Source organism: Ensifer sp. Root142, from assembly GCF_001426785.1.
GTDB classification, from domain to species: Bacteria; Pseudomonadota; Alphaproteobacteria; order Rhizobiales; family Rhizobiaceae; genus Ensifer; species Ensifer canadensis.
In genome coordinates this window covers 59,731-78,016 of record NZ_LMFK01000018.1, presented here as the reverse complement: position 1 = coordinate 78,016, position 18,286 = coordinate 59,731, and the positions used below count along the sequence as shown (strand labels likewise).

17 protein-coding genes and 3 pseudogenes are annotated in these 18,286 nt (G+C 59.8%); 13 read left to right on the top strand and 7 right to left on the bottom strand.

Translation table 11 applies throughout. The annotated features are described in order from the left end of the window. From ASD52_RS37555 to ASD52_RS19550, 6 genes and pseudogenes are all read left to right on the top strand, one after another. Positions 1-673, top strand: a pseudogene (locus ASD52_RS37555) (IS30 family transposase); the annotation flags it as partial. 3 nt (positions 674-676) lie between these two features. Next, positions 677-904: pseudogene (locus ASD52_RS38605) on the top strand (ISNCY family transposase); the annotation flags it as partial. Between the two features lies 1 nt (position 905). After that, positions 906-1,190 (top strand): annotated as a pseudogene (locus ASD52_RS38600) (ISNCY family transposase); the annotation flags it as partial. Positions 1,191-1,309: 119 nt separating this feature from the next. Continuing rightward, the gene (locus ASD52_RS38595) at positions 1,310-1,579 is read left to right on the top strand and encodes a hypothetical protein (protein WP_156613000.1); all 270 of its coding nucleotides are present in this window, start codon (positions 1,310-1,312) and stop codon (positions 1,577-1,579) included. Between the two features lie 1,657 nt (positions 1,580-3,236). Further along, positions 3,237-3,428 (top strand): hypothetical protein, encoded by a 192-nt coding sequence (locus ASD52_RS40165; RefSeq protein WP_057225276.1) that lies wholly within the window; start codon positions 3,237-3,239, stop codon positions 3,426-3,428. Then, positions 3,428-3,748, top strand: a complete 321-nt coding sequence (locus tag ASD52_RS19550; RefSeq protein WP_057225274.1) for a ferredoxin family protein — start codon at positions 3,428-3,430, stop codon at positions 3,746-3,748. Before ASD52_RS40165 ends, ASD52_RS19550 begins: the two co-directional genes overlap by 1 nt. 229 nt (positions 3,749-3,977) lie before the next feature. Here the strand turns inward: ASD52_RS19550 and ASD52_RS19545 are convergent, their stop codons facing one another. Further along, a complete protein-coding gene (locus tag ASD52_RS19545) occupies positions 3,978-4,949 on the bottom strand; it encodes an ornithine cyclodeaminase family protein (RefSeq protein ID WP_057225272.1) in 972 nt (323 codons plus the stop codon). A 121-nt stretch (positions 4,950-5,070) separates the two neighbouring features. Further along, positions 5,071-6,132 (bottom strand): agmatinase, encoded by a 1,062-nt coding sequence (gene speB / locus ASD52_RS19540; protein WP_057225270.1) that lies wholly within the window; start codon positions 6,130-6,132, stop codon positions 5,071-5,073. A 366-nt stretch (positions 6,133-6,498) separates the two neighbouring features. Between speB and ASD52_RS19535 the strand changes: the two genes are divergently transcribed. The 5 genes from ASD52_RS19535 to ASD52_RS19515 all read left to right on the top strand — a co-directional run bounded on the left by ASD52_RS19535 (position 6,499) and on the right by ASD52_RS19515 (position 11,529). After that, entirely contained in the window at positions 6,499-7,575 is a 1,077-nt protein-coding gene (locus ASD52_RS19535) for an extracellular solute-binding protein (RefSeq protein ID WP_057225268.1), read from the top strand. Positions 7,576-7,667: 92 nt separating this feature from the next. Next, complete coding sequence (locus ASD52_RS19530) at positions 7,668-8,552, top strand: ABC transporter permease (RefSeq protein WP_057225266.1); 885 nt, start codon at positions 7,668-7,670, stop codon at positions 8,550-8,552. Beyond that, positions 8,549-9,388: an ABC transporter permease gene (locus ASD52_RS19525; protein ID WP_057225264.1), complete on the top strand. Its 840-nt coding sequence runs from the start codon at positions 8,549-8,551 to the stop codon at positions 9,386-9,388. The genes ASD52_RS19530 and ASD52_RS19525 overlap by 4 nt, the downstream gene beginning before the upstream one ends. A gap of 10 nt (positions 9,389-9,398) precedes the next feature. Then, entirely contained in the window at positions 9,399-10,466 is a 1,068-nt protein-coding gene (locus tag ASD52_RS19520) for an ABC transporter ATP-binding protein (RefSeq protein WP_025428789.1), read from the top strand. 202 nt (positions 10,467-10,668) lie between these two features. Next, entirely contained in the window at positions 10,669-11,529 is an 861-nt protein-coding gene (locus tag ASD52_RS19515; RefSeq protein ID WP_057225262.1) for a LysR substrate-binding domain-containing protein, read from the top strand. A 41-nt stretch (positions 11,530-11,570) separates the two neighbouring features. On the opposite strand, the gene ASD52_RS19510 is transcribed toward ASD52_RS19515, so the two are convergent. The 5 genes from ASD52_RS19510 to ASD52_RS19490 form a co-directional block, all read right to left on the bottom strand. Continuing rightward, entirely contained in the window at positions 11,571-12,380 is an 810-nt protein-coding gene (locus ASD52_RS19510) for a citryl-CoA lyase (RefSeq protein WP_244497489.1), read from the bottom strand. Positions 12,381-12,391: 11 nt separating this feature from the next. Beyond that, positions 12,392-13,576: a CoA transferase gene (locus tag ASD52_RS19505; protein WP_057225259.1), complete on the bottom strand. Its 1,185-nt coding sequence runs from the start codon at positions 13,574-13,576 to the stop codon at positions 12,392-12,394. After that, a complete protein-coding gene (locus ASD52_RS19500; protein WP_057225257.1) occupies positions 13,573-15,111 on the bottom strand; it encodes a tripartite tricarboxylate transporter permease in 1,539 nt (512 codons plus the stop codon). Before ASD52_RS19500 ends, ASD52_RS19505 begins: the two co-directional genes overlap by 4 nt. Position 15,112: 1 nt before the next feature. Further along, positions 15,113-15,604 (bottom strand): tripartite tricarboxylate transporter TctB family protein, encoded by a 492-nt coding sequence (locus ASD52_RS19495; protein ID WP_057225255.1) that lies wholly within the window; start codon positions 15,602-15,604, stop codon positions 15,113-15,115. 64 nt (positions 15,605-15,668) lie between these two features. Further along, on the bottom strand, positions 15,669-16,646 hold the full coding sequence (locus tag ASD52_RS19490) for a tripartite tricarboxylate transporter substrate-binding protein (RefSeq protein ID WP_025428783.1): 978 nt from the start codon (positions 16,644-16,646) through the stop codon (positions 15,669-15,671). 175 nt (positions 16,647-16,821) lie between these two features. Between ASD52_RS19490 and ASD52_RS19485 the strand changes: the two genes are divergently transcribed. Both ASD52_RS19485 and ASD52_RS19480 read left to right on the top strand, forming a co-directional pair. Continuing rightward, positions 16,822-17,556 (top strand): IclR family transcriptional regulator, encoded by a 735-nt coding sequence (locus ASD52_RS19485; RefSeq protein WP_234907939.1) that lies wholly within the window; start codon positions 16,822-16,824, stop codon positions 17,554-17,556. A gap of 19 nt (positions 17,557-17,575) precedes the next feature. After that, on the top strand, positions 17,576-17,986 hold the full coding sequence (locus ASD52_RS19480; protein ID WP_347369225.1) for a putative sulfate exporter family transporter: 411 nt from the start codon (positions 17,576-17,578) through the stop codon (positions 17,984-17,986). Positions 17,987-18,286 lie beyond the last annotated feature (300 nt).

The following is an 18,286-nucleotide window of genomic DNA, read 5'->3' as shown; positions in this document are numbered from 1 at the left end:
GCTGATGCGGCACCCGCAATTGCGCGCACTGGTCATCGAGCAGCTGGAGGCGCTGTGGTCACCGGAACAGATCGCCGGTCGCCTGTTCGCCGATGGCGTGAGCGCCGTGCGTGTCTGCACCGAGACGATCTATCGCTTCATCTATGGCAAGGAAGATCAGGCGCTGGAGCTCTATCAGCATCTGCCAGAAGGCCGTCGCAAGCGCCGCCCGCGCCGCTCCCGCAAACCCCGCGACGGCTCGATCCCGTTGGACTGCAGGATCAGCCAACGCCCTGATTTCATTGCCGATCGGTCTCAGTTCGGCCACTGGGAGGGTGATCTGCTGATCTTCCGGCGCGACCTCGGTGAAGCCAATGTCACCTCGCTGGTCGAGCGCAAGAGCCGCTACACGGTGATGATCAAGAATGGCAGCCGTCACTCTCGTCCGCTCATCGACAAGATCATCGATGCCTTCTCACCGCTACCCGCCTTTGCCCGGCAGAGCTTCACCTTCGACCGTGGTACCGAGTTTCGCGGTTTCAAGGCTTTGGAAGATGGACTCGGCGCCAGGAGCTGGTTTTGCGATCCGAATTCACCGTGGCAGAAAGGCGCGGTCGAGAACACCAACAAGCGCATCCGTCGCTTTGTGCCGAGCGATACGGACCTGTCTGCCGTCAACCAGCCGCAACTGGTCGCCCAGCGTTATGTCGGTGCCCAGTTGACGTTTTCGTTCGAGCGCCAGCGGATCATACTGGAAGAGAACGAGGTGACGCGCGGGCGGGCTGGTCGGTCGCTATGTCGAGACCTACGCGCTTGCCGACGGCAGGCTGGATGTGCGTTGGAAGGGGCATTCCCTACCCTACCGGGTGTTCGACAAGGACCAGCGGGTGACGCATGCGGCGATCACCGAGAACAAGCGGCTCGGNCTGGATGTGCGTTGGAAGGGGCATTCCCTACCCTACCGGGTGTTCGACAAGGACCAGCGGGTGACGCATGCGGCGATCACCGAGAACAAGCGGCTCGGCGACATTCTTGCCTATATCAAAGAGCGTCAGGAGCAGCCGACGAAGCCGGAGGTGATGACCAACAGCGAGAAGAACGGCTACGTTCGACGCGCGCGCGGCCCGGGACGTCGGAAGGATTTCATGAACGATCCTGCGGTCATTGCCCGGCGGCGACAGGCGCTCTCTGACCTCGATGCGGCGGAATGACCGGCTGCTTCAACTGTCCAAGCTAAAGCCGAAGGGGAGCGTCATCACCCGCCCCGCTCCTTCCTTGCAACCCGGCCCAGCCGGTCGGATCGGGGGCTGACCGGCGGAGCCAGTGTCGCATGTCTAAATGGCTGAGCATGTCGCAGCCCTATTCAGCTTTGACAGATGTTGTAGCCGGGTACATTCTATTTAGTAATGCGACAGTTGGGCCAGTTAGAGATGCGACAGTCTCGCCTCTCCACGCACTGGTCAAAGCCAACGTCAGCCGCGCCGAATACGACGGTGGTGGCAATATTGCTTTTCAGACCTATCGTTCCTCCGACGGCCTTATCTATCACATCAGTCGTTACGTTCCTTATGCCGGTCACCCCGATCGAGGCGTACTCTGAGGGCGTAAAATCCAGAAGACTGCGCCACCATTCCCGCTGTTCAGTCATTAATCAACTCCCCCCTGAAACGTATAATCTTCACGAGCGCAACAATGAAAACGTGCAAGCACAAGTATAACGCTAGAAACAAGGCGCAATTTATAAAATTAATCCAATCCGTTAGAAATAGTTTTTCTAACGCAGAATAATGATCTTTTCTTTCCTGTATGTAATTTATTCCAAATATAAAATATACAATAATCGAAGCAAACAAAGAAAAGAAAATCAACGATCTAAGTTGGTGTATTGTCAACGGCCTTATGCTGCGTAGATCACACGTGGCCACAATGTATAGCGAGTATAAACATCCTGCGGTGGTAACGCCTTCAAAAAGTAAGATCGAAAAAAGATATCGCGCGGCAAAATTTGGATTAACATTTTCGAAGTATTTCAAATTTTCCGCGGCTTTATAGGGGAGCGCCGAATTTACTATCTGCGTGCCATTCGGCACCAACCCGGGCAATGCGAATGTCGCAATTGCGGCAAGAACCATCGCAATGGTGACCGCCAAATGCACCCGTCGAAAATACCTACAAAGCACTGGCTCTGCACTCTCAGACAAGATTTGAACATTGGGATCTTGCCTCTTCATTCGCCTGTAGGTTTCCCACATTCAAAGCCTTCCTTCCGTGACTTGCAAACATACACGCAGTAAGCAGCTTCGCACGGCAGAGGTTCATCCGCGGTGCCAGACAATTGCTGACGGAGCAATCAATGACACTGCCCGTTTTCAAATCCATTGTGTGTTAATATGCAGTGTTTACGACATGTAAGCCGGTGCGCGGGCCCCTCCCATCTCCGGTAGTCTTGCCGCCAGCGAGCACACTTGACTTGGGCACCGCTATTGCGTGCAATATCGCAAAAATCGCGGAAGTTGCAATAGGGCTGACTTTAAAAGAATGTACAAAAACATCACTAAACATCAGCGACTTACGGACGCTGCTTCCTTGGTGGGTTTGGCCATCGCTCCACTTAAGATAGACACCGTTTGCACGGCGATGATTTCTCGCCGGCGTGCACGGTCAAAGGTTCCGAGAGTAAAAAACGGTGTGCCGATTGTTTTTCGTGGAAGCGTGTGTCGCCAACCGTCCTGCTTCCCTCCAAAAAGCGGTGAACAGCGATGCACCAATGACCAGAATGGCATTCGCAGAACCTAGGACGAAGGCTTGTTCTGGGAAATATCGCTCTTTGCTGGGGCAAGCGCCGCGCCCAGTTTTGCCAGCGTGACTTCGATAGGCCGTGAGTTCCGGATCGCGGCAAACAGCAACGACGGCCGAAACTCAAAGTGCCTCAACTACAGGACACCGGCCGAGGTGTTCATGGCACATTTGCAAGAAGGGGGCTGAACCCCTACCCTCAAAATCGGCATGATGCACTTCGGTTAGGTTGTCCAATTGCCCGGCCCGCAGCCTGGGCTAGCAAAAACGCGATTACCGCTGATCCGCAAACCATCATCAGGGCGGTACAGGATGAGGTCTTTCCGCTCAACGTCAACTATTTCCGGACACATACCGGGCTGTCGGCAGCGCTGGAGCGGCTCGACCAGCTGTGGCAAGAGATCGCCGACGCTACGGCCGCGGACGAGAGCCAGGTGCTACCACTGCGCCAGGCATAGGCAATGACCGCCACCGCTCGCTTCATGTATCGCGCCGCCCTGGCGCGTACGGAAACGCGCGGCATGCACCGCCGCGACGATTTCCCAAATCAGGACCCAGAACAACGTTACCGGCTGGTCGTATGCGGCCTCGACACAATCACAATCCGGACGGAACCGGTAAAACCAAGCGACTACAAGGAGGCTGCAGAATAATGATCGAGGTACTGGATAGTGACACCTGCACGGACTGCAATCTCTGCGTCCAGGTCTGCCCGACCAACGTTTTCCAGGTCATGCCGTACGGCCCGCCCCGTATCCTGCGGCAGGAGGCCTGCCAGACTTGCTTCATGTGCGAGCTTTATTGTCCCGTGGACGCGCTCTACGTCGATCCGGACGCCGAGGCAGTGCATGGACTGACGGTCGATTTCGTGCGCAAAAGCAATCTCTTCGGCAGCTACAGGAGGGCCATCGGCTGGCACAAGGACACCCGTCATCAACGTCACATCGACGATCATTACAGATTGCCTCAATAGCCTACCGCTCTGGAATCAAACCTCCCGGTCGAGTGCGAACGCCTGACCAAAGCGCACCGGTGTTTGCCGCGGTCCATGGCGCGATCGAGAACCTGAAGACAATTGCCGGACCGTAAAGCTCGATGTCACCCGCGTCGCGACACGGGCGCGCCCATATCAGCGCAAGCCGGCCCCAGCGATCGTCGCAGGGCAATACCTCGCAGCCGCGGATGGGTCGGTCGCAAGCCACTCAGCTGTTGGCGGACGCAGTCTCATACACCATCGTCGCGGCGGCTAGATCCGCCAAGGCGGTTCCTACTGCCTTGTAGAGCGTGATCTCCTCGTTCGAGGTTCTTGCCGTCACATCGCGACGGCACAATTCGTCGAGCGTCGCGCGTACCATGGCCTCCGAAAACAGGCCCGCCTTGACGGGCTGAACCAGGTCTCCGGCTTCATGTAGGGCCTCATTCGCGTCGATGTAGACCGAAGACCGCCGCACAGCATCGTCATCAGCCTCACGCATCGCGGGCGTAAAGCCACCGATGAGGTCCACATGGGTGCCGGGACGCAGCCACTCGCCCCTGATGATCGGCTGGGTTGCCAAGGTTGCTGCACTCACGACATCGGCGGCACGCACCGATGCTTCAAGATCCGAGACGACGGAGGTTCTGAGCCCCTGTTGTGCAAGGCTGTCCGCCAATCGCGCCGCGTTTCCCGCGTCGATATCCCAGATGTCCACGTGCTCGATCTGCCGGACGGCGCGATAGGCGTCCGGGATAAGGCTTGCCACCCGGCCGGCGCCGATCACCAGCAGGCGTTTGGCGTCCTTCCGGGCGAGATAGTCTGCAGCAAGCGCCGATGCTGCCACTGTTCTGCGCGCCGTGATCGTGTTTCCATCAATGAGCGCGAGCTGCGTACCGGTTCGCCCGTCGTAAAGAATGTAGGTCGAGGTCAGGCCGGCAATGCCGCGCGCGGTATTCCCGGGAAACACGGTGACGATCTTGAAGCCGAGATAGCGCGCCGGTCGCTGTGCGTCATGCCAGGCGGGCATCAAGAGCAGTGTCGCATCCGGTTCCCCCTCGTTTGCGATGGTGTGATGGTGGCGAACCGGCACGACGCAGCCCTCGGCAAAGGACCGCCGCAGGGTATCGATCAAGGCGCCGAATGGGAGCAGTGCAGCGGTCGCCTGGGCGTCGAGGATGCGAATTGGCGCGTCAGTCATGGAAACAACCTTTCGAAAATAGGTCGGCCGTCATGCCGGCCGAAGAGTTGAAATCTGCTGGGCCGGACGCTGCCGGCATCCGAGCCGGCACAACCATTTGGGCTGCGGCCCGGAGTGGCCGTTAACGCCTGTTCACCCTTGCGGACGGGCTGAACATCGCCAGGCATAGAAGTTCGAACAACACTTGCGCAGCGATCTGCGCGGTATTGGTGGTCGCGTCATATTGCGGCGCGATTTCCACCACGTCGCCACCGACAAGATTGATACCCTTGAAGCCCCTGAGCATCGTCAGCACTTCCCGTGGCTGCAGCCCGCCGACTTCGGGCGTACCTGTACCCGGGGCGAAGGCGGGATCCAGGCTGTCGACATCGAAGCTGACATAGGTGGGGCCGGAGCCGACCACTTCCAAGGCCCTGGCAATCACTGCCTTGATGCCCATCTCGGCAACCTCTTCCGCGTGAATGACGGTCATTCCAGAGGCGAACGAGAATTCCCAAAGATATTCGCCGCCGCCGCGAATGCCGATCTGGATCGTACGTCGAGGGTCGAGCACACCCGCGAGCACAGCCTCTCGGAAGGGCGCCCCATGATGAAATTTCGACCCTTCATAGGGGCCGGCCGTGTCGCAATGTGCATCGATATGGATCATGCCCACGGGTTCGTGGCCGGCAAGGCCCTTGAGGATGGCGCCGGATATGGAGTGATCTCCGCCCACCGAGAGCGGAATGGTTTTCGTACCCGCAATCATCCGGTAGCAGGCCTCGATGTCGGCATGGCATTCAGCCAGGCCGAACCGGCTGCGCATCGGCACGTCGCCGACATCGGCAACCTTCAGCCGGCCCATCGGCGCGACCCGAAGCACATGTTCGTAAGGGCCAACCCGCTCGATTCCACGAACCGCGCGGGGTCCCAGTCGCGCGCCGGCACGGTTGGTCACGCCGAGATCCATCGGCACGCCGATCAGGGCAACGTCGAGCGCCTCCAGAATGTCGGACCGCAGCCCGTTTTCGATGAATGGCGCGTCAAGAAATGTGGCCGGGCCTGCAAATGGCCATTTGCGGCTATCGCCGTCCTTGAAGACGCTGGCCGCAACTTCTCGGAAATGCGGGTCCTGCATTTCACCGCCTGCCGCATTGCCGAAGCGGCTTCGCAAGTCTTCCAGAAAATCCCGGTCAATCGTCAAAATAGGCTCCCACGTTTCAACTGTATATTCCTGAAATCGAAACCGATTTGAGGATGAAATTATGCAGCGAATTAAAAGTGTTGCAGCGACCTTGCGCGTCACTTTGGACGCGCGGCGCTGTAACGTCGCAACGACATCATTCGCGTCGGGGAGCGCCTTTTGGAACCTTGAAAATTCATGAGAGCCTATAAGGATCCCTGATAGTCAAAAGTGGCGAGAAGAGTAAAAACGCCGCGCGACACCGCGGCTGACCATTCACGAATCCTTATATCCCGGAGATAATTTTCCCACTACCGCTTCGAACGGCGTCCCCTCAGTCTCCCCGCGATCACAAGGCTGCACAGAAGCGGCCACAAATAAGGGGAACTGATCATGGATATGACACGCCGCCGGTTTATGGGATCCGCTGCTGCGCTCGGGATTGCTGGAACGATGACGGGACTGGCGAGGTCGGCGTTCGCTGCCGGCAGCGAGCTTACCGCCGTTGAATGGGGCGGAGATGTCGTCGAAGCGATGAAGCAGATTGCGGCTGCCCAGGATGCATCGACTTTCAACTGGGTTCTGCATCAGGGCGGCGCGGGCGCAATCCTTCCGAAGATTAAGGCGGTCTGGCCCAACGTCGATTACGACTATGTGGCCGGATGGGAGGGGTCCTTCAACAGCATGGTCAAGGAAGACTGGCTGGAAACCATCAATCCGACAGACATTCCCAATCTCGCCGACATTCCCGAGAAGATCATCATTCGCGACGGCAAGGGCAACATCAAGGCTGTTCCGCGCGCAGTGGGAGGCATGTATTTCGGTGCACGAACCGACACTGCGCCCATGGTCGTCAAGACCATCGACGATCTCCTGAGCCCCGATCTGAAGGGTGCAATCTGCTGGCCCGGACCGACGCAGAGCATGATGCTGCAGATCGTGGCGCTTGCCTTGCATGCCGGCGGCAGCGAAACCAATATGGAACCCGGCTGGAAGCTGATGCAGGACCTGGCGAAATCGGGCAATATCGGGCGCGTCGCTGTAACCGATATCGATTTTACCAACTCGCTGACATCAGGCGAAACATCGGTCGGCTTCTTCGCCGAGCCGGGCTGGGCTGCCGTGGCGAAAAACTTCCCCGTGACGCGCTTCACCAAGGACAGCAATTTCAAGGCATTCCTCTACCAGAGCGGCTTCGGCGTCATGAAAAACCGGCCCAATACCCGGGCGGCGCTCGACTTCATCAACTTTGCCATCAGCCCGGAAATGAGCTCGCTCTACGCCAAGGTGGCCGGTGAAGCGCCGCTCAACAGCAAGGCGTCCACGCCCGACAACCTCAAGCATCTCGCTTTCACGCCGGAGGAGTTCTCGAGCTTCGTCTATGTGCCGGACTACAACGTCGTCCTCGAGCAGCAGGATGCCTGGTCCAAGCGCTGGGAACAGGACATCGCACCGCTGCTCTAAATCACAGTGCGACAAGATTGCCGGAGGCGCGAAGCGTTCCTTCGGCAATTCTCTTTCGGGGCCCGGAAGGGCGACAAACAGGCTGTCCGATCATGACCAACACCAGGCAGCAAACCGCTGCAGTTTCAATTCCCGATCGTCGCGATGCGGCCATCACGCTCGCGCCCGCGGTGCTGGTCCTCGCCTTCGGTTTCCTTTCGCCCTTGATCAACCTGGCGATCGAAAGCCTGAAGGAGTTCGCCCCGGGACGCGTCGGTTCCGTGGAAAACGCGGCGACGACGGTTCAGAACTACCATGAGCTTGCAAACCAGGCGTTTGCCAATGTCCTGCTGACAACGTTCTGGATCGGCGGCGTGGCGGCGATCGTCGGACAGCTCGTGGCGTTTCCGCTTGCCTATTTCATCGTGCGACGCCTTTCCGCACGCATGCGCACCTTGACACTCGGCTTTCTGATCACGCTTGTGCTGTCGAGCGTCTTGATCAAGACCTATGCGATCGAGCTGACATTCGGCTCGGTCGGCATTCTGCGGCCCTTGCTGCTGACAGTCGGCCTGTCGCCGAACAGTCGTGAATACATCAATATCGTCGTCATCGCGGGGCTGGTGCACTCGATCATACCGGTCGCGACACTGACGCTGATGGGTGCGATGCAGTCCATCGACCCGCGCCTCCTCGACGCCGCCCAATCACTCGGCGCGCCGGGATGGAAGGCGCATCTGTCGATCACGCTTCCGCTCAGCCTTCCGGCCCTCATATCGAGCACGCTTATCTCGCTGACGTTTGCGATCAGCGCCTTTGTCATTCCGATGGTTCTCGGGAGGGGCCGCGTCCTCTTCATGTCGAACGTGATCTACACCCGGTTCAGCGATATCGCCAACTACCCGAGCGGGGCGGCGATTTCACTCGTCATGCTCGCCGCAGCCCTGGCGGTGATTTCGGTCATAACGTTGGCGCACGCATGGAAGAGCCCGCGATGAGCACACATTCTCGTACCGCCAGATCCGGCGACCGGGCTGCCAGCGCACTCGCCTACTGCGTCGTCGGCCTGGGACTGGCCTTTCTCGCAATCCCGCTTGCGATAACCTGCCTGATGGCGTTCGACGCAAGAACATTTCTCGGTCCCTTGCCGCCGCCGGCATTGTCGTTGCACTGGTTCGAGCGTCTCGCCTCCCAGGCGGACATTCTTTCGAGCCTTCGCACCAGCCTCGTTCTGGCCGTGCTGACGACGATCCTGTCGGTTTCGATCGGAACCGCTGCCGCCGTTGGCCTTGCACGCGGAGATTTTCCCGGAAAGGCGACCCTGACATCCGCCTTCCTCTCGCCGCTGATCGTTCCGCCCGTCGTCATAGGCTTCGGCTTGCTGCTGTTTCTGTCCAAGGCCGGCATTACCAACGGTATGGCGCGGCTTCTTCTCGGGCACGTGATCGTGACCGTGCCCTATTGCATCAGGACCAGCCTTGCCAGCCTTCTTGGCGCCGACAAACGGTTAACGGAAGCGGCCATGATTCTCGGCGCCACGGAGCGTCAGGCGTTCTGGTCCATTACCATACCGCTGATGAAGACAGGGATCATCACCGGGGCGATCTTTGCCTTCGCCATCTCGATGGACGACGTATCGATCAGCCTTTTCCTGAGTGACCCGTCGGCCACCACCCTGCCCGTTACCCTGGTCAGCAACATGCGGGCCGCTTTCGACCTGACGATCGCGGCAGCCGCTGTGATCCTGATGGCTGTAACGGTGCTGCTGATCGTTGTCCTCGACCGGCTGGTCGGGTTCGACAACGTCGTAGGCCAGGGTCTATTTCGTTCATGAGGACAATACGATGATTTCTGCCGTAGAATTTCAAGGTGTCGGCAAGCGCTTCGGCGAAACCGTCGCGCTGGACAACATTTCGTTTTCGGTGAAGCCCGGCGAGACGATTGCGCTTTTGGGACCGAGCGGTTGCGGCAAGACCACGATCCTTCGTCTCATCGCCGGCTTTGAACGGCCTGACAGCGGCACGATCACCATCGGCGGCAAGTCGATGGCCGGACTGAAGCCGTATGAACGAAATGTCGGTCTGCTGTTCCAGCACTACGCCCTCTTTCCACACATGACCGTCGAACAGAACATCGGCTTCGGACTTCGTCACCGCGGTCACGCGGCAAACGAGATCCCCGCCCGTGTCGGAGAAATGCTGGAACTCGTGCGGCTGACCGGCTTCGGACATCGCCGTCCGCATCAACTGAGCGGTGGGCAGCAGCAGCGCGTGGCCCTTGCGCGGGCACTCGCGACCCATCCGAGCCTGCTGCTTCTGGATGAACCGTTGTCCGCGCTTGATGCGAAGTTGAGGCATGAACTGCGCACGGAGCTGAAGGATGTTCTTGCCGCGGTTGGCTCCACGGCGATCGTGGTGACACATGACCAGGAAGAAGCGATGAGCCTCGGCGAGCGCATTTTCGTGATGAGCCGTGGCGAGATCATGCAGTCGGGCAAGCCGGACGATGTCTATTGGCGTCCGAAATCGCGTTTCGTCGCGGATTTTATGGGGCGAACGAACTGGATCCGGGGCTCGGTCGTCGCGACCGATGGTGCCGTCTCGAAGTTTCGCTCGGAATCCGGATGGGAGTTTCCGGTCGCCTCGTCACGCGACGGTGCAGCCATGAAGGAGGTTTGCGTCCGTCCGGAGAGTGTCGAGATATCGTCGAGCACCAGGGACGCTGCGGCGAGAGGCATGGCTGGACGCGTCGCGGACGTCGTTACGCTCGGCGCTTTCCGACATGTGTCCGTGGAGCTTTCCAGCGGCGACCGGGTCATTTCCGCTTGTGCGAACCGCCCGGACATTTCCTTCGAACGGGGGCAAGAGATCAGCATTTCCATGCCGCCGCAGGCCTGCGTCCTGTTTGCATGATTGTCTCGACATGAGCGGGCGGGCAGCGATTGTGTTGCCTGCCCCGCTGGTCGGGCCCTGTTGCGCCCGGCTTACGGATCGTTCAATGTCCGATCCAGCTGCCGATGTCGCCATTTGGCGAACCCGTCCGCGTCCCGGATGCGGAAGCCCAAGACGTCTTCGGCCCGCACTTCATCAACAGCGGCGAAAGCACGGTGCTTCCATGCTCGATCTCGACTCTTATTTGCTCCGGGCGTTCCTGACCGTCGCGGAAATAGGAACCGTCAACGGCGCGGCCGCAAAACTGCATCGCACGCAGGCTGCACTCAGCATGCAGATTCGCAAACTCGAAGAACTCGTCGGTGTCACGCTTTTCTCCCGGTCGTCCAAGGGACTGGAGCTCACGTCCCATGGTCAGATCATGGTTGCCTATGCGCGTGAAATCGTCCTGCTCAGCGACGAAGTTGGCCGCAGACTGACGGGCAAGGTGATCGAGGGGCGGATCCGCCTCGGCGTCGTCGAGGATTTCGCCGCCAGCCGGCTGATCGACATCCTACGCGACTTCAGGGATCAGAACCCCAAGGTCGAGATCGACATTATCGTCGAGCCGAACCGCCGTCTGGCGGAGATGTTCGAAGACGGAAAGCTCGATGTCGCGGTCTGCGACATCGCCTGCCTTGGCCGAAAGCCAATTCTGATCTGGACCGAATACCTGATGTGGGCCGTCAGATCTGACTTCGTCGTCGACGCAAGCCAGCCGCTCCCGCTCATCATGTTCGACGACAGCTGCCCCTGGAATGTTCAGGCGATCGCGACCTTATCCCAAAGAAACATAAAATGGAAAACCGCGTGCGTTGCCTCCACGCTGGTGGCGATGGCAACGGCCGTGCGGGTCGGCATCGGGATTGGCCCGATGATTTCTGCGACGATCCCGGATGGATGTCGCGCACTCGACAAGTCGAGTGACCTGCCGACTGCTGTCCGGATCGAGATCGGCTTCTACGCGCAATCGGACGTGTCCGAGGGCGTTCGCTATCTGGTCGAATTTGTATCCCGCCATACGGCCATGGGTGACCGCCCTTAGTCTCCATTCTGAGACGACTTCGGGAGAAACGCCCCCGAAGGTTACTCCAAAGTCGCCTCATCCCCCGAATAGCGCCACAGCCATTCACGTGGCAACGGCCCTTTGTTGCGCTCGGGCTGCTGAGATTGTTCCCAGGCATGCGCCAGAATGCCGACAGAGCGGGACAACACAAACAGCCCCCGTGTGAGCGGCGCCGGGAATCCAAGTTCGCCATAAACGACTGCAGTGGCACCATCGATGTTGAGAGGAATGAGCTTGCCCTTGCGCAAAGCAACCTGGCGTTCGAGTTCGACCGCGATATTGACCAGTTTACCGGCGACGGTGCCGTTCTCAGCGTAGGTCCTCGTAATATCGAGCAGCCTCGGTGCTCGCGGATCCACGGGATGAAAGCGGTGGCCGAGTCCCGGCACATAGCCATTGCTCCCCTCAAAAAAGCGGTCAAGACGGTCCGAAACTGCCTGCGGCAAGCCCTTGGCGTCGACGCCTACGGCGATTTCCTGCAGAAAGACCAGTGCCTGTTCACCGGCGCCGCCGTGCACGTCTCCAAGCACATTGATCGCGGAGGCCATGGCATTGTTGATGCCGACGCCACAGGTCGCGGCCATGCGCGCGATCGCGATCGAGGGCGCTTGAGGGCCATGATCCACCGCGGCCGACAGCGCCACGCCGAGCAGCCCAGCCTGATCCTCTGTCGGCAATTCGCCACGTAACATCAGCCAGATCATCGCCGGGAAGCTGATGTTCCCGATCAGATCCTGGATCTCGTGGCCGCGCAGCCGGATGACGCCGGGGCGCATCTCGATAATATCGGTCCTCCACCAATCCTCGGCCCATTGGCGCCCCTGTTCCATACCTTGCTTGTTCATGCGCGTACCCTGATAGCCTGCTGCGAAACGATCTCGGCCAAGATCTCGGCCGTCTGTTCGCCGAGCCTCGGCGGCCGGCGTGATGGCACCGGCGGCTCGCCGTCGACCAGGAACCCGCCGCGAACAACAGTCAAACGGTCAGCACCGTCGCTTTCGGGGAATGTCGTCATCAGTTTCCGCCCGATGACCTGGTCTTCTGAAAGGATTTGCGGGATCGTGAGGATCCGCCCTGCCGGTATGCCGCGTCGATTGAAGCGCCGCTCCCATTCTACCGCTGGCGCTTGCGCCAATGCCTGCTCGATCAGCAGCTTCAGTTCGCCGCGGCGGCGTTTGCGCTCGTCGGGCTTTTCGAAGCGCGGATCGTTGGCGAGTTCAGGCCGGCCGATTTCGTCGCATAGCGCGACGAACTGTTCCTGCTTGTTCGCCGCGATGTTGAGCAGGCCGTCTCCCGTAATAAAGGAGCCCGAAGGGGCTGCCGTCATGTTCTCATTGCCCATCGCCGCCGGCTCCACGCCTGAGATTAGATAGTTGGAGACCGGCCAGCCGAGCGCGCTTAGGGTGCATTCGAGCATCGACACGTCGAGGAAGGCGCCTTCACCCGACCGTGACCTGCGCAATAGAGCCGACACAACCGCGAACGCACCGAATAGGCCGCCCAGCGTGTCGGCGACGGGATAGCCGACACGCAATGGCGCGGTCTCGGTCGTGCCGGTGATGCTCATGATCCCGGAAAGCCCTTGAATGATCTGATCATAGGCCGGGTTGTCGCGCATCGGGCCGTCCTGGCCGAAGCCCGAGATGGCGCAATAGACAAGATCGGGACGTATCACTTTCAAAGTGTCGTAGCCGAAGCCCAGCCGCTCCATGACCCCGGGTCGGAAGTTCTCCACCAGCGCGTCGGCCGTCGCGACAAGCTGAAGAAAGTGCTGCTTATCGGTTTCGTTCTTTAGATCCAGAGTGATGGAGCGCTTTCCGGCATTCTGCGCGAGAAACGAAGCGCCCATGCCTTGCGCGTTGAGCTGGGCAGAGGCGCCAAGCTGGCGGGCAAGATCGCCTCCCAGAGGCGTTTCAACCTTGATGACATCGGCGCCGAGGAGGGCGAGCTGATAGGCGCAATAGGGACCCGCGAGCACGTTCGTCAGGTCCAGGATGCGCAGGCCGTCGAGGAGTTTTTTCGTCATCGGTTGTTCCTTCGGTCAAGCGCGGGTGCGTGTTCGACCGTCGCCGCGCGACGATCCGAAAAATGCTTCCACAGTCTCGGTCCAATCAACGCCGTGAAAGCGAGCACGAGCAGCGACAGCGAGATTGGGTGCGTAACGAAAACCGACCAATCGCCGTTGGAGATCGTCATCGTCCGGCGAAACTGTGTCTCCGCCATCGGCCCAAGGATCATCCCGATCAGAACTGGCGCCGTCGGGAAATCGAAACGTCGCATAACGAAGCCCATCGCACCAAGCACGTAGAGAAGAACCAGATCGTAAGAGGACTGGGAAATGCCGTAGGTGCCGATGGTCGCAAAGACGAGGATGCCACCATAGAGCAGCGGCGGCGGAATCTTGAGCAAGCGAACCCACAGGCCGATCAGCGGCAGGTTCAAGAGCACCAGCAAGACGTTGGCGATCAGCAGGCTGGCGATCAATCCCCAGACGAGCGCCGGCTGCGTCTGAAGCAGCAACGGGCCGGGATTGATGCCGTAGCTCTGGAAGGCTGACAGCATGATCGCCGCCGTTGCAGAGGTGGGAAGCCCAAGCGTCAGCATCGGCACAAGGACGCCGGCCGTCGAGGCGTTGTTCGCGGCCTCCGGACCAGCAACTCCTTCGATCGCGCCCGTCGTTCCGAACTCGTCCCGGTGCGGTGACAGCTTCTTTTCGATCGCATAGGAAAGAAAGGTCGGGATTTCGGCGCCGCCGGCCGGCATGGAGCCGATCGGAAAGCCGATGAGCGTGCCGCGCAGCCACGGCTTCCAGGAGCGCGCCCATTCCGCACGCGTCATGTAGAGCGAGCCGCGCAAGGGGGTGATCTCATCCTTGCCGGCATAACGACGGCCGGCGACATAGAGGGTCTCGCCGACCGCAAACAGGCCAACTGCCGCGACGATCATGCTCGTGCCATCGAGCAGTTCGGGCACGCCGAAGGTGAAGCGCGCCTGCCCGGTCTGCATGTCGACGCCGATCATGCCGAGGAAGAAGCCGACAAACAGGCTGGTGAGGCCGCGTACCGACGATGGACCCAGCACGGCCGAGACCATGACGAACGACAGGACCATGAGCGAAAAATACTCCGCCGATCCGAACTTCAGCGCCATGCCGACAACAACCGGAGCAAGGAAGGCGACGCCGAGCGTGCCGATCGTGCCGGCGACAAACGAGCCGATCGCCGACGTCGCCAGAGCGGCGCCGGCCCGACCAGAACGCGCCATGCGGTTGCCTTCGAGCGCGGTCACGACCGTGGCGCTCTCACCCGGTGTGTTGAGCAGGATCGACGTGGTCGAGCCGCCGTACATAGCGCCGTAGTAGATGCCTGCAAACAGGATGAATGACGCCTCCGGAGAGACCTGGTAGGTGATCGGCAAAAGGAGCGCGATCGTCAGCGCCGGACCGAGGCCGGGCAGGACGCCGATTGCCGTCCCAAGTGTCGTGCCGGCCAGACACCAGAGCAGGTTGATCGGCGTCAGGGCAACGGCAAAACCGGTCGCGAGTTGTTTTAGGGTTTCCACGTCAACCTCCAAGAAGGCTCTCGACGACACCGCCGCCGATATTGACGCCAAGCAACTTGGCAAAGCCGAAATATGCGGCAAGCGCGAGCAGCAGCCCGCAGGCGGCGTCCCGCAGGGTCCGGTGGCTGCCGAAGCCACGGGCGATCAGCACGAACATCATGACGGAGGCAGCGGTGAAGCCGACGCGGCCGATGAGGACCACGTTGGCAACGAGCCCGGCCGCGACATAGGCGATGGATCGCCAATCGGGCGGAGTGGACTTTTCTTCCTCGTCCTGCCAGCCGCCGCGAAGGGCGCTCCACAGGAGCGACACGGCCAATACCGTCAGGCCGGCGGCGGTCAGATAGGGAAATACCGTCGGCCCGACCTTGGCATAAAGAGGCGAGACCGCCATGAGGCTGGTCTGCCAGGCAATGACGCCGGCGACGAGCAGAACGCCGATGCTGAGGGTCAGTTCGGGTAACGCCGGTTTCGAATGCATGGGTGGGAGCATCTTTTGACCTCCGGCGGGCGGCCCATCTACGGGCAGCCCACTAGGTTGCGTTCTCGGGAAGGGATTAGGAAGCGAGACCGAGGTCCTTGAGGATCGCGGTAATCTTCGCGGTGTCTTCGACAAGGAATTGCGAATAGGCCTCGCCAGTCAGAAGGATCGGCGTCCAGGAGCGCTTGTCCGTCTCGTCCTTCCAGGCCTTGCTCGTCGCCATCTTTTCGATCATCGCAATCAACCCGGCCCTGTTTTCCTCGGTGATGCCGGGAGGCGCAAAAATACCGCGCCAGTTGAACAGCTCGACGTCGACCCCCGCCTCCTTGAAGGTCGCCGCGTCGATGCCCGCCTGCCGCTCGTCGGCCGAGATGGCGAGGACGCGTAGCGTGCCGGCCTTGACCTGCTCGGCAAACTCGCCATAGCCCGAGATGCCGGCGGCGACCTGATTGCCAAGCAGCGCTGCAAGCGCTTCACCGCCACCGGCAAACGGTACGTAGGACAGGTCAGTCGGCTTCACGCCTGAGGCTTTGGCAACGAGGCCGAAAAGGATGTGGTCCGAACCACCGGCCGAACCGCCCGCGACCGGAACCTTGGTGGGATCTGCCTTGAGCGCCTCGACAAAATCCTGAAGGGAATTGAACGGCGAATTGGCAGGCACGACCAGAGCCAGGAATTCGCCCGTCAGGCGCGCAATTGGCGTCGTCTGATCTAGGGTCGCCGGCGATTTGTTCGCGATGATCGCGCCGGTCATGACCATGCCGCCAACCATGATGGCGCTCTCGCGACCCTTCCACTGGTTGATGAACTGCGGAAGGCCGACGGTGCCGCCGGCGCCGCCGACATTGGTGATCTGCGCACCGGAGATGAGATTCTCGGCGCGAAGAACCTGTTCCATCGTCCGCGCGGTCTGGTCCCATCCTCCGCCGGGGGCGGCCGGCACGAAAATCTGCAGCTGCGGCGCGTCCGATGCCTGCGCAGGGTCAAGCGGGCCTGCGAGAGCAACGGCTGCAAAAGTAGTCGCATAAGCCAGTAGATGACGTCGATTTAGCATTGCTTCCTCCCTTTATGACGCCACCGACAGCGTCGAAAGTGGGTCCTCCCGACCCGGGTCATACAAATCGCAGAGGATTAGCGTTCTGTCAAACAGAATTATATTCTGTCAGACAGAACGATATGCAATCAGAAATCTTGGTGATAGGACAATTGGAAACGTTAGGATCGCCGCATTGAACACGAAAAACCCACAGCAGGAGGCAAGCGGACCGCCCGAGGGGGTAGCCGCGCTTGATCGCGCCATCGCAATCATGAATGCCTTTACGGTGACGGATCGCTCTTTGACGCTCGCGGAAATCTCCTCGCGAACGGGCCTGTACAAGAGCACGATCCTGCGACTTCTTGCCTCTCTGTTGCGGGCAAGTCTGATGGAGCGGCTTGATGACGGTCGCTATCGAATTGGACCGGCAGCCTTCAGATTAGGCTCGATCTATCAGCGCTCGTTGATTACTGCGGAGGTGCTGTTGCCACACATGCGCGCGCTGAATGACCAGAGTTCGGAGAGCGTCGCATTTTATGTGCTGGCTGGAGATGTCAGAACCTGTCTCTACCGCATCGAGGCGAAGCATGCGATCCGCTACACCGTACGTGAAGGCGACGTGCTCCCACTCTCGGCCGGCTCCGGTGGACGAGTGCTGGTGGCATTTTCTGGCCAGCCGGGCGAGCCATATGAAACGATCCGCAAGAATGGCTATCACATCTCGTTCGGAGAACGCGATCCGGAGACCGTCGGCATTTCCGCACCTGTCTTCGGTGCGGGCGACGCGTTGCTGGGCGCAGTGACACTAGCTGGACCGCGTTCGCGCGTGGATGAACCCTTCATACGAAAGATGATCGAGCCACTGTTGCGGGCGGCTGCGGACATGACGGAAGCTTTCGGAGGCAGTAGAGGCCTCCTCCAATCATAAGGTCCATGATCAGGACGGCATACGCGTCGACGGAAACATCGCGGGATGTGTCTTATCTCTCAGCCCAATGATCGCCGCGATTTTTTTGGGGATGGTTTTTGCCAATATCGTCGGCTTCTCGGCGTCTGCCGATGCTGGCATCTCCGTCGCGGGGAAAAAACTGCTTCGTCTAGCGGTTGCCATGCTTGGCCTGCAGCTAACCTTCAACCAGCTGGCCGGCATCGGGATCACCGGTCTGATGTTAGCGGCGACGGTTGTGGTTTCAACGTTGATTTTTACGGTTTGGGTGGAGCGCTGCGAGGGAGAAGTACCAGAGCTTCGGACGCTGATAACCTCGCGCCAGCGATGGCTTATGCGAATCCTGGGCCGATCCGCACCGACTGCGGGCTTTCCTTCACAAGCACAATTGCGCATTGTGCGCCCCCGATGAGCTACCATTGGGAAGGCGCCCGGAACTCCGCACTCTGTGTTCATTTTTTTCACTGGCGTATCTTAGCCGGTGGAGCATCGCACGTATGCTGCAGTCAGACGAGCTTCTTCAGAATTGGGCGTTTCTTTGATATTTTCGAGAAGATTCGCCCCATAGCTGCGTATTTACTAATATTTCGATCAAAGAAAGCGCGTCGGTTACGCGGAATTTCGGTCAATCCTGGCGTCGGTCGGTTGACAGTCTCGCGACCTTGTCACACAAATTGTGAAAATTATTTTCAATACTAGACCGGGATACGCG

Coding starts and splice junctions, on each gene's coding strand:
- ASD52_RS38595 (WP_156613000.1), top strand. CDS start 1,310: ATGTCTAAATGGCTGAGCATGTCGCAGCCCTATTCAGCTTTGACAGAT.
- ASD52_RS19515 (WP_057225262.1), top strand. CDS start 10,669: ATGCTCGATCTCGACTCTTATTTGCTCCGGGCGTTCCTGACCGTCGCG.
- ASD52_RS19510 (WP_244497489.1), bottom strand. CDS start 12,380: ATGGAACAGGGGCGCCAATGGGCCGAGGATTGGTGGAGGACCGATATT.
- ASD52_RS19520 (WP_025428789.1), top strand. CDS start 9,399: ATGATTTCTGCCGTAGAATTTCAAGGTGTCGGCAAGCGCTTCGGCGAA.
- ASD52_RS19505 (WP_057225259.1), bottom strand. CDS start 13,576: ATGACGAAAAAACTCCTCGACGGCCTGCGCATCCTGGACCTGACGAAC.
- ASD52_RS19545 (WP_057225272.1), bottom strand. CDS start 4,949: ATGACTGACGCGCCAATTCGCATCCTCGACGCCCAGGCGACCGCTGCA.
- ASD52_RS19490 (WP_025428783.1), bottom strand. CDS start 16,646: ATGCTAAATCGACGTCATCTACTGGCTTATGCGACTACTTTTGCAGCC.
- ASD52_RS19530 (WP_057225266.1), top strand. CDS start 7,668: ATGACCAACACCAGGCAGCAAACCGCTGCAGTTTCAATTCCCGATCGT.
- ASD52_RS19525 (WP_057225264.1), top strand. CDS start 8,549: ATGAGCACACATTCTCGTACCGCCAGATCCGGCGACCGGGCTGCCAGC.
- ASD52_RS19495 (WP_057225255.1), bottom strand. CDS start 15,604: ATGCTCCCACCCATGCATTCGAAACCGGCGTTACCCGAACTGACCCTC.
- ASD52_RS19550 (WP_057225274.1), top strand. CDS start 3,428: ATGATCGAGGTACTGGATAGTGACACCTGCACGGACTGCAATCTCTGC.
- ASD52_RS40165 (WP_057225276.1), top strand. CDS start 3,237: ATGACCGCCACCGCTCGCTTCATGTATCGCGCCGCCCTGGCGCGTACG.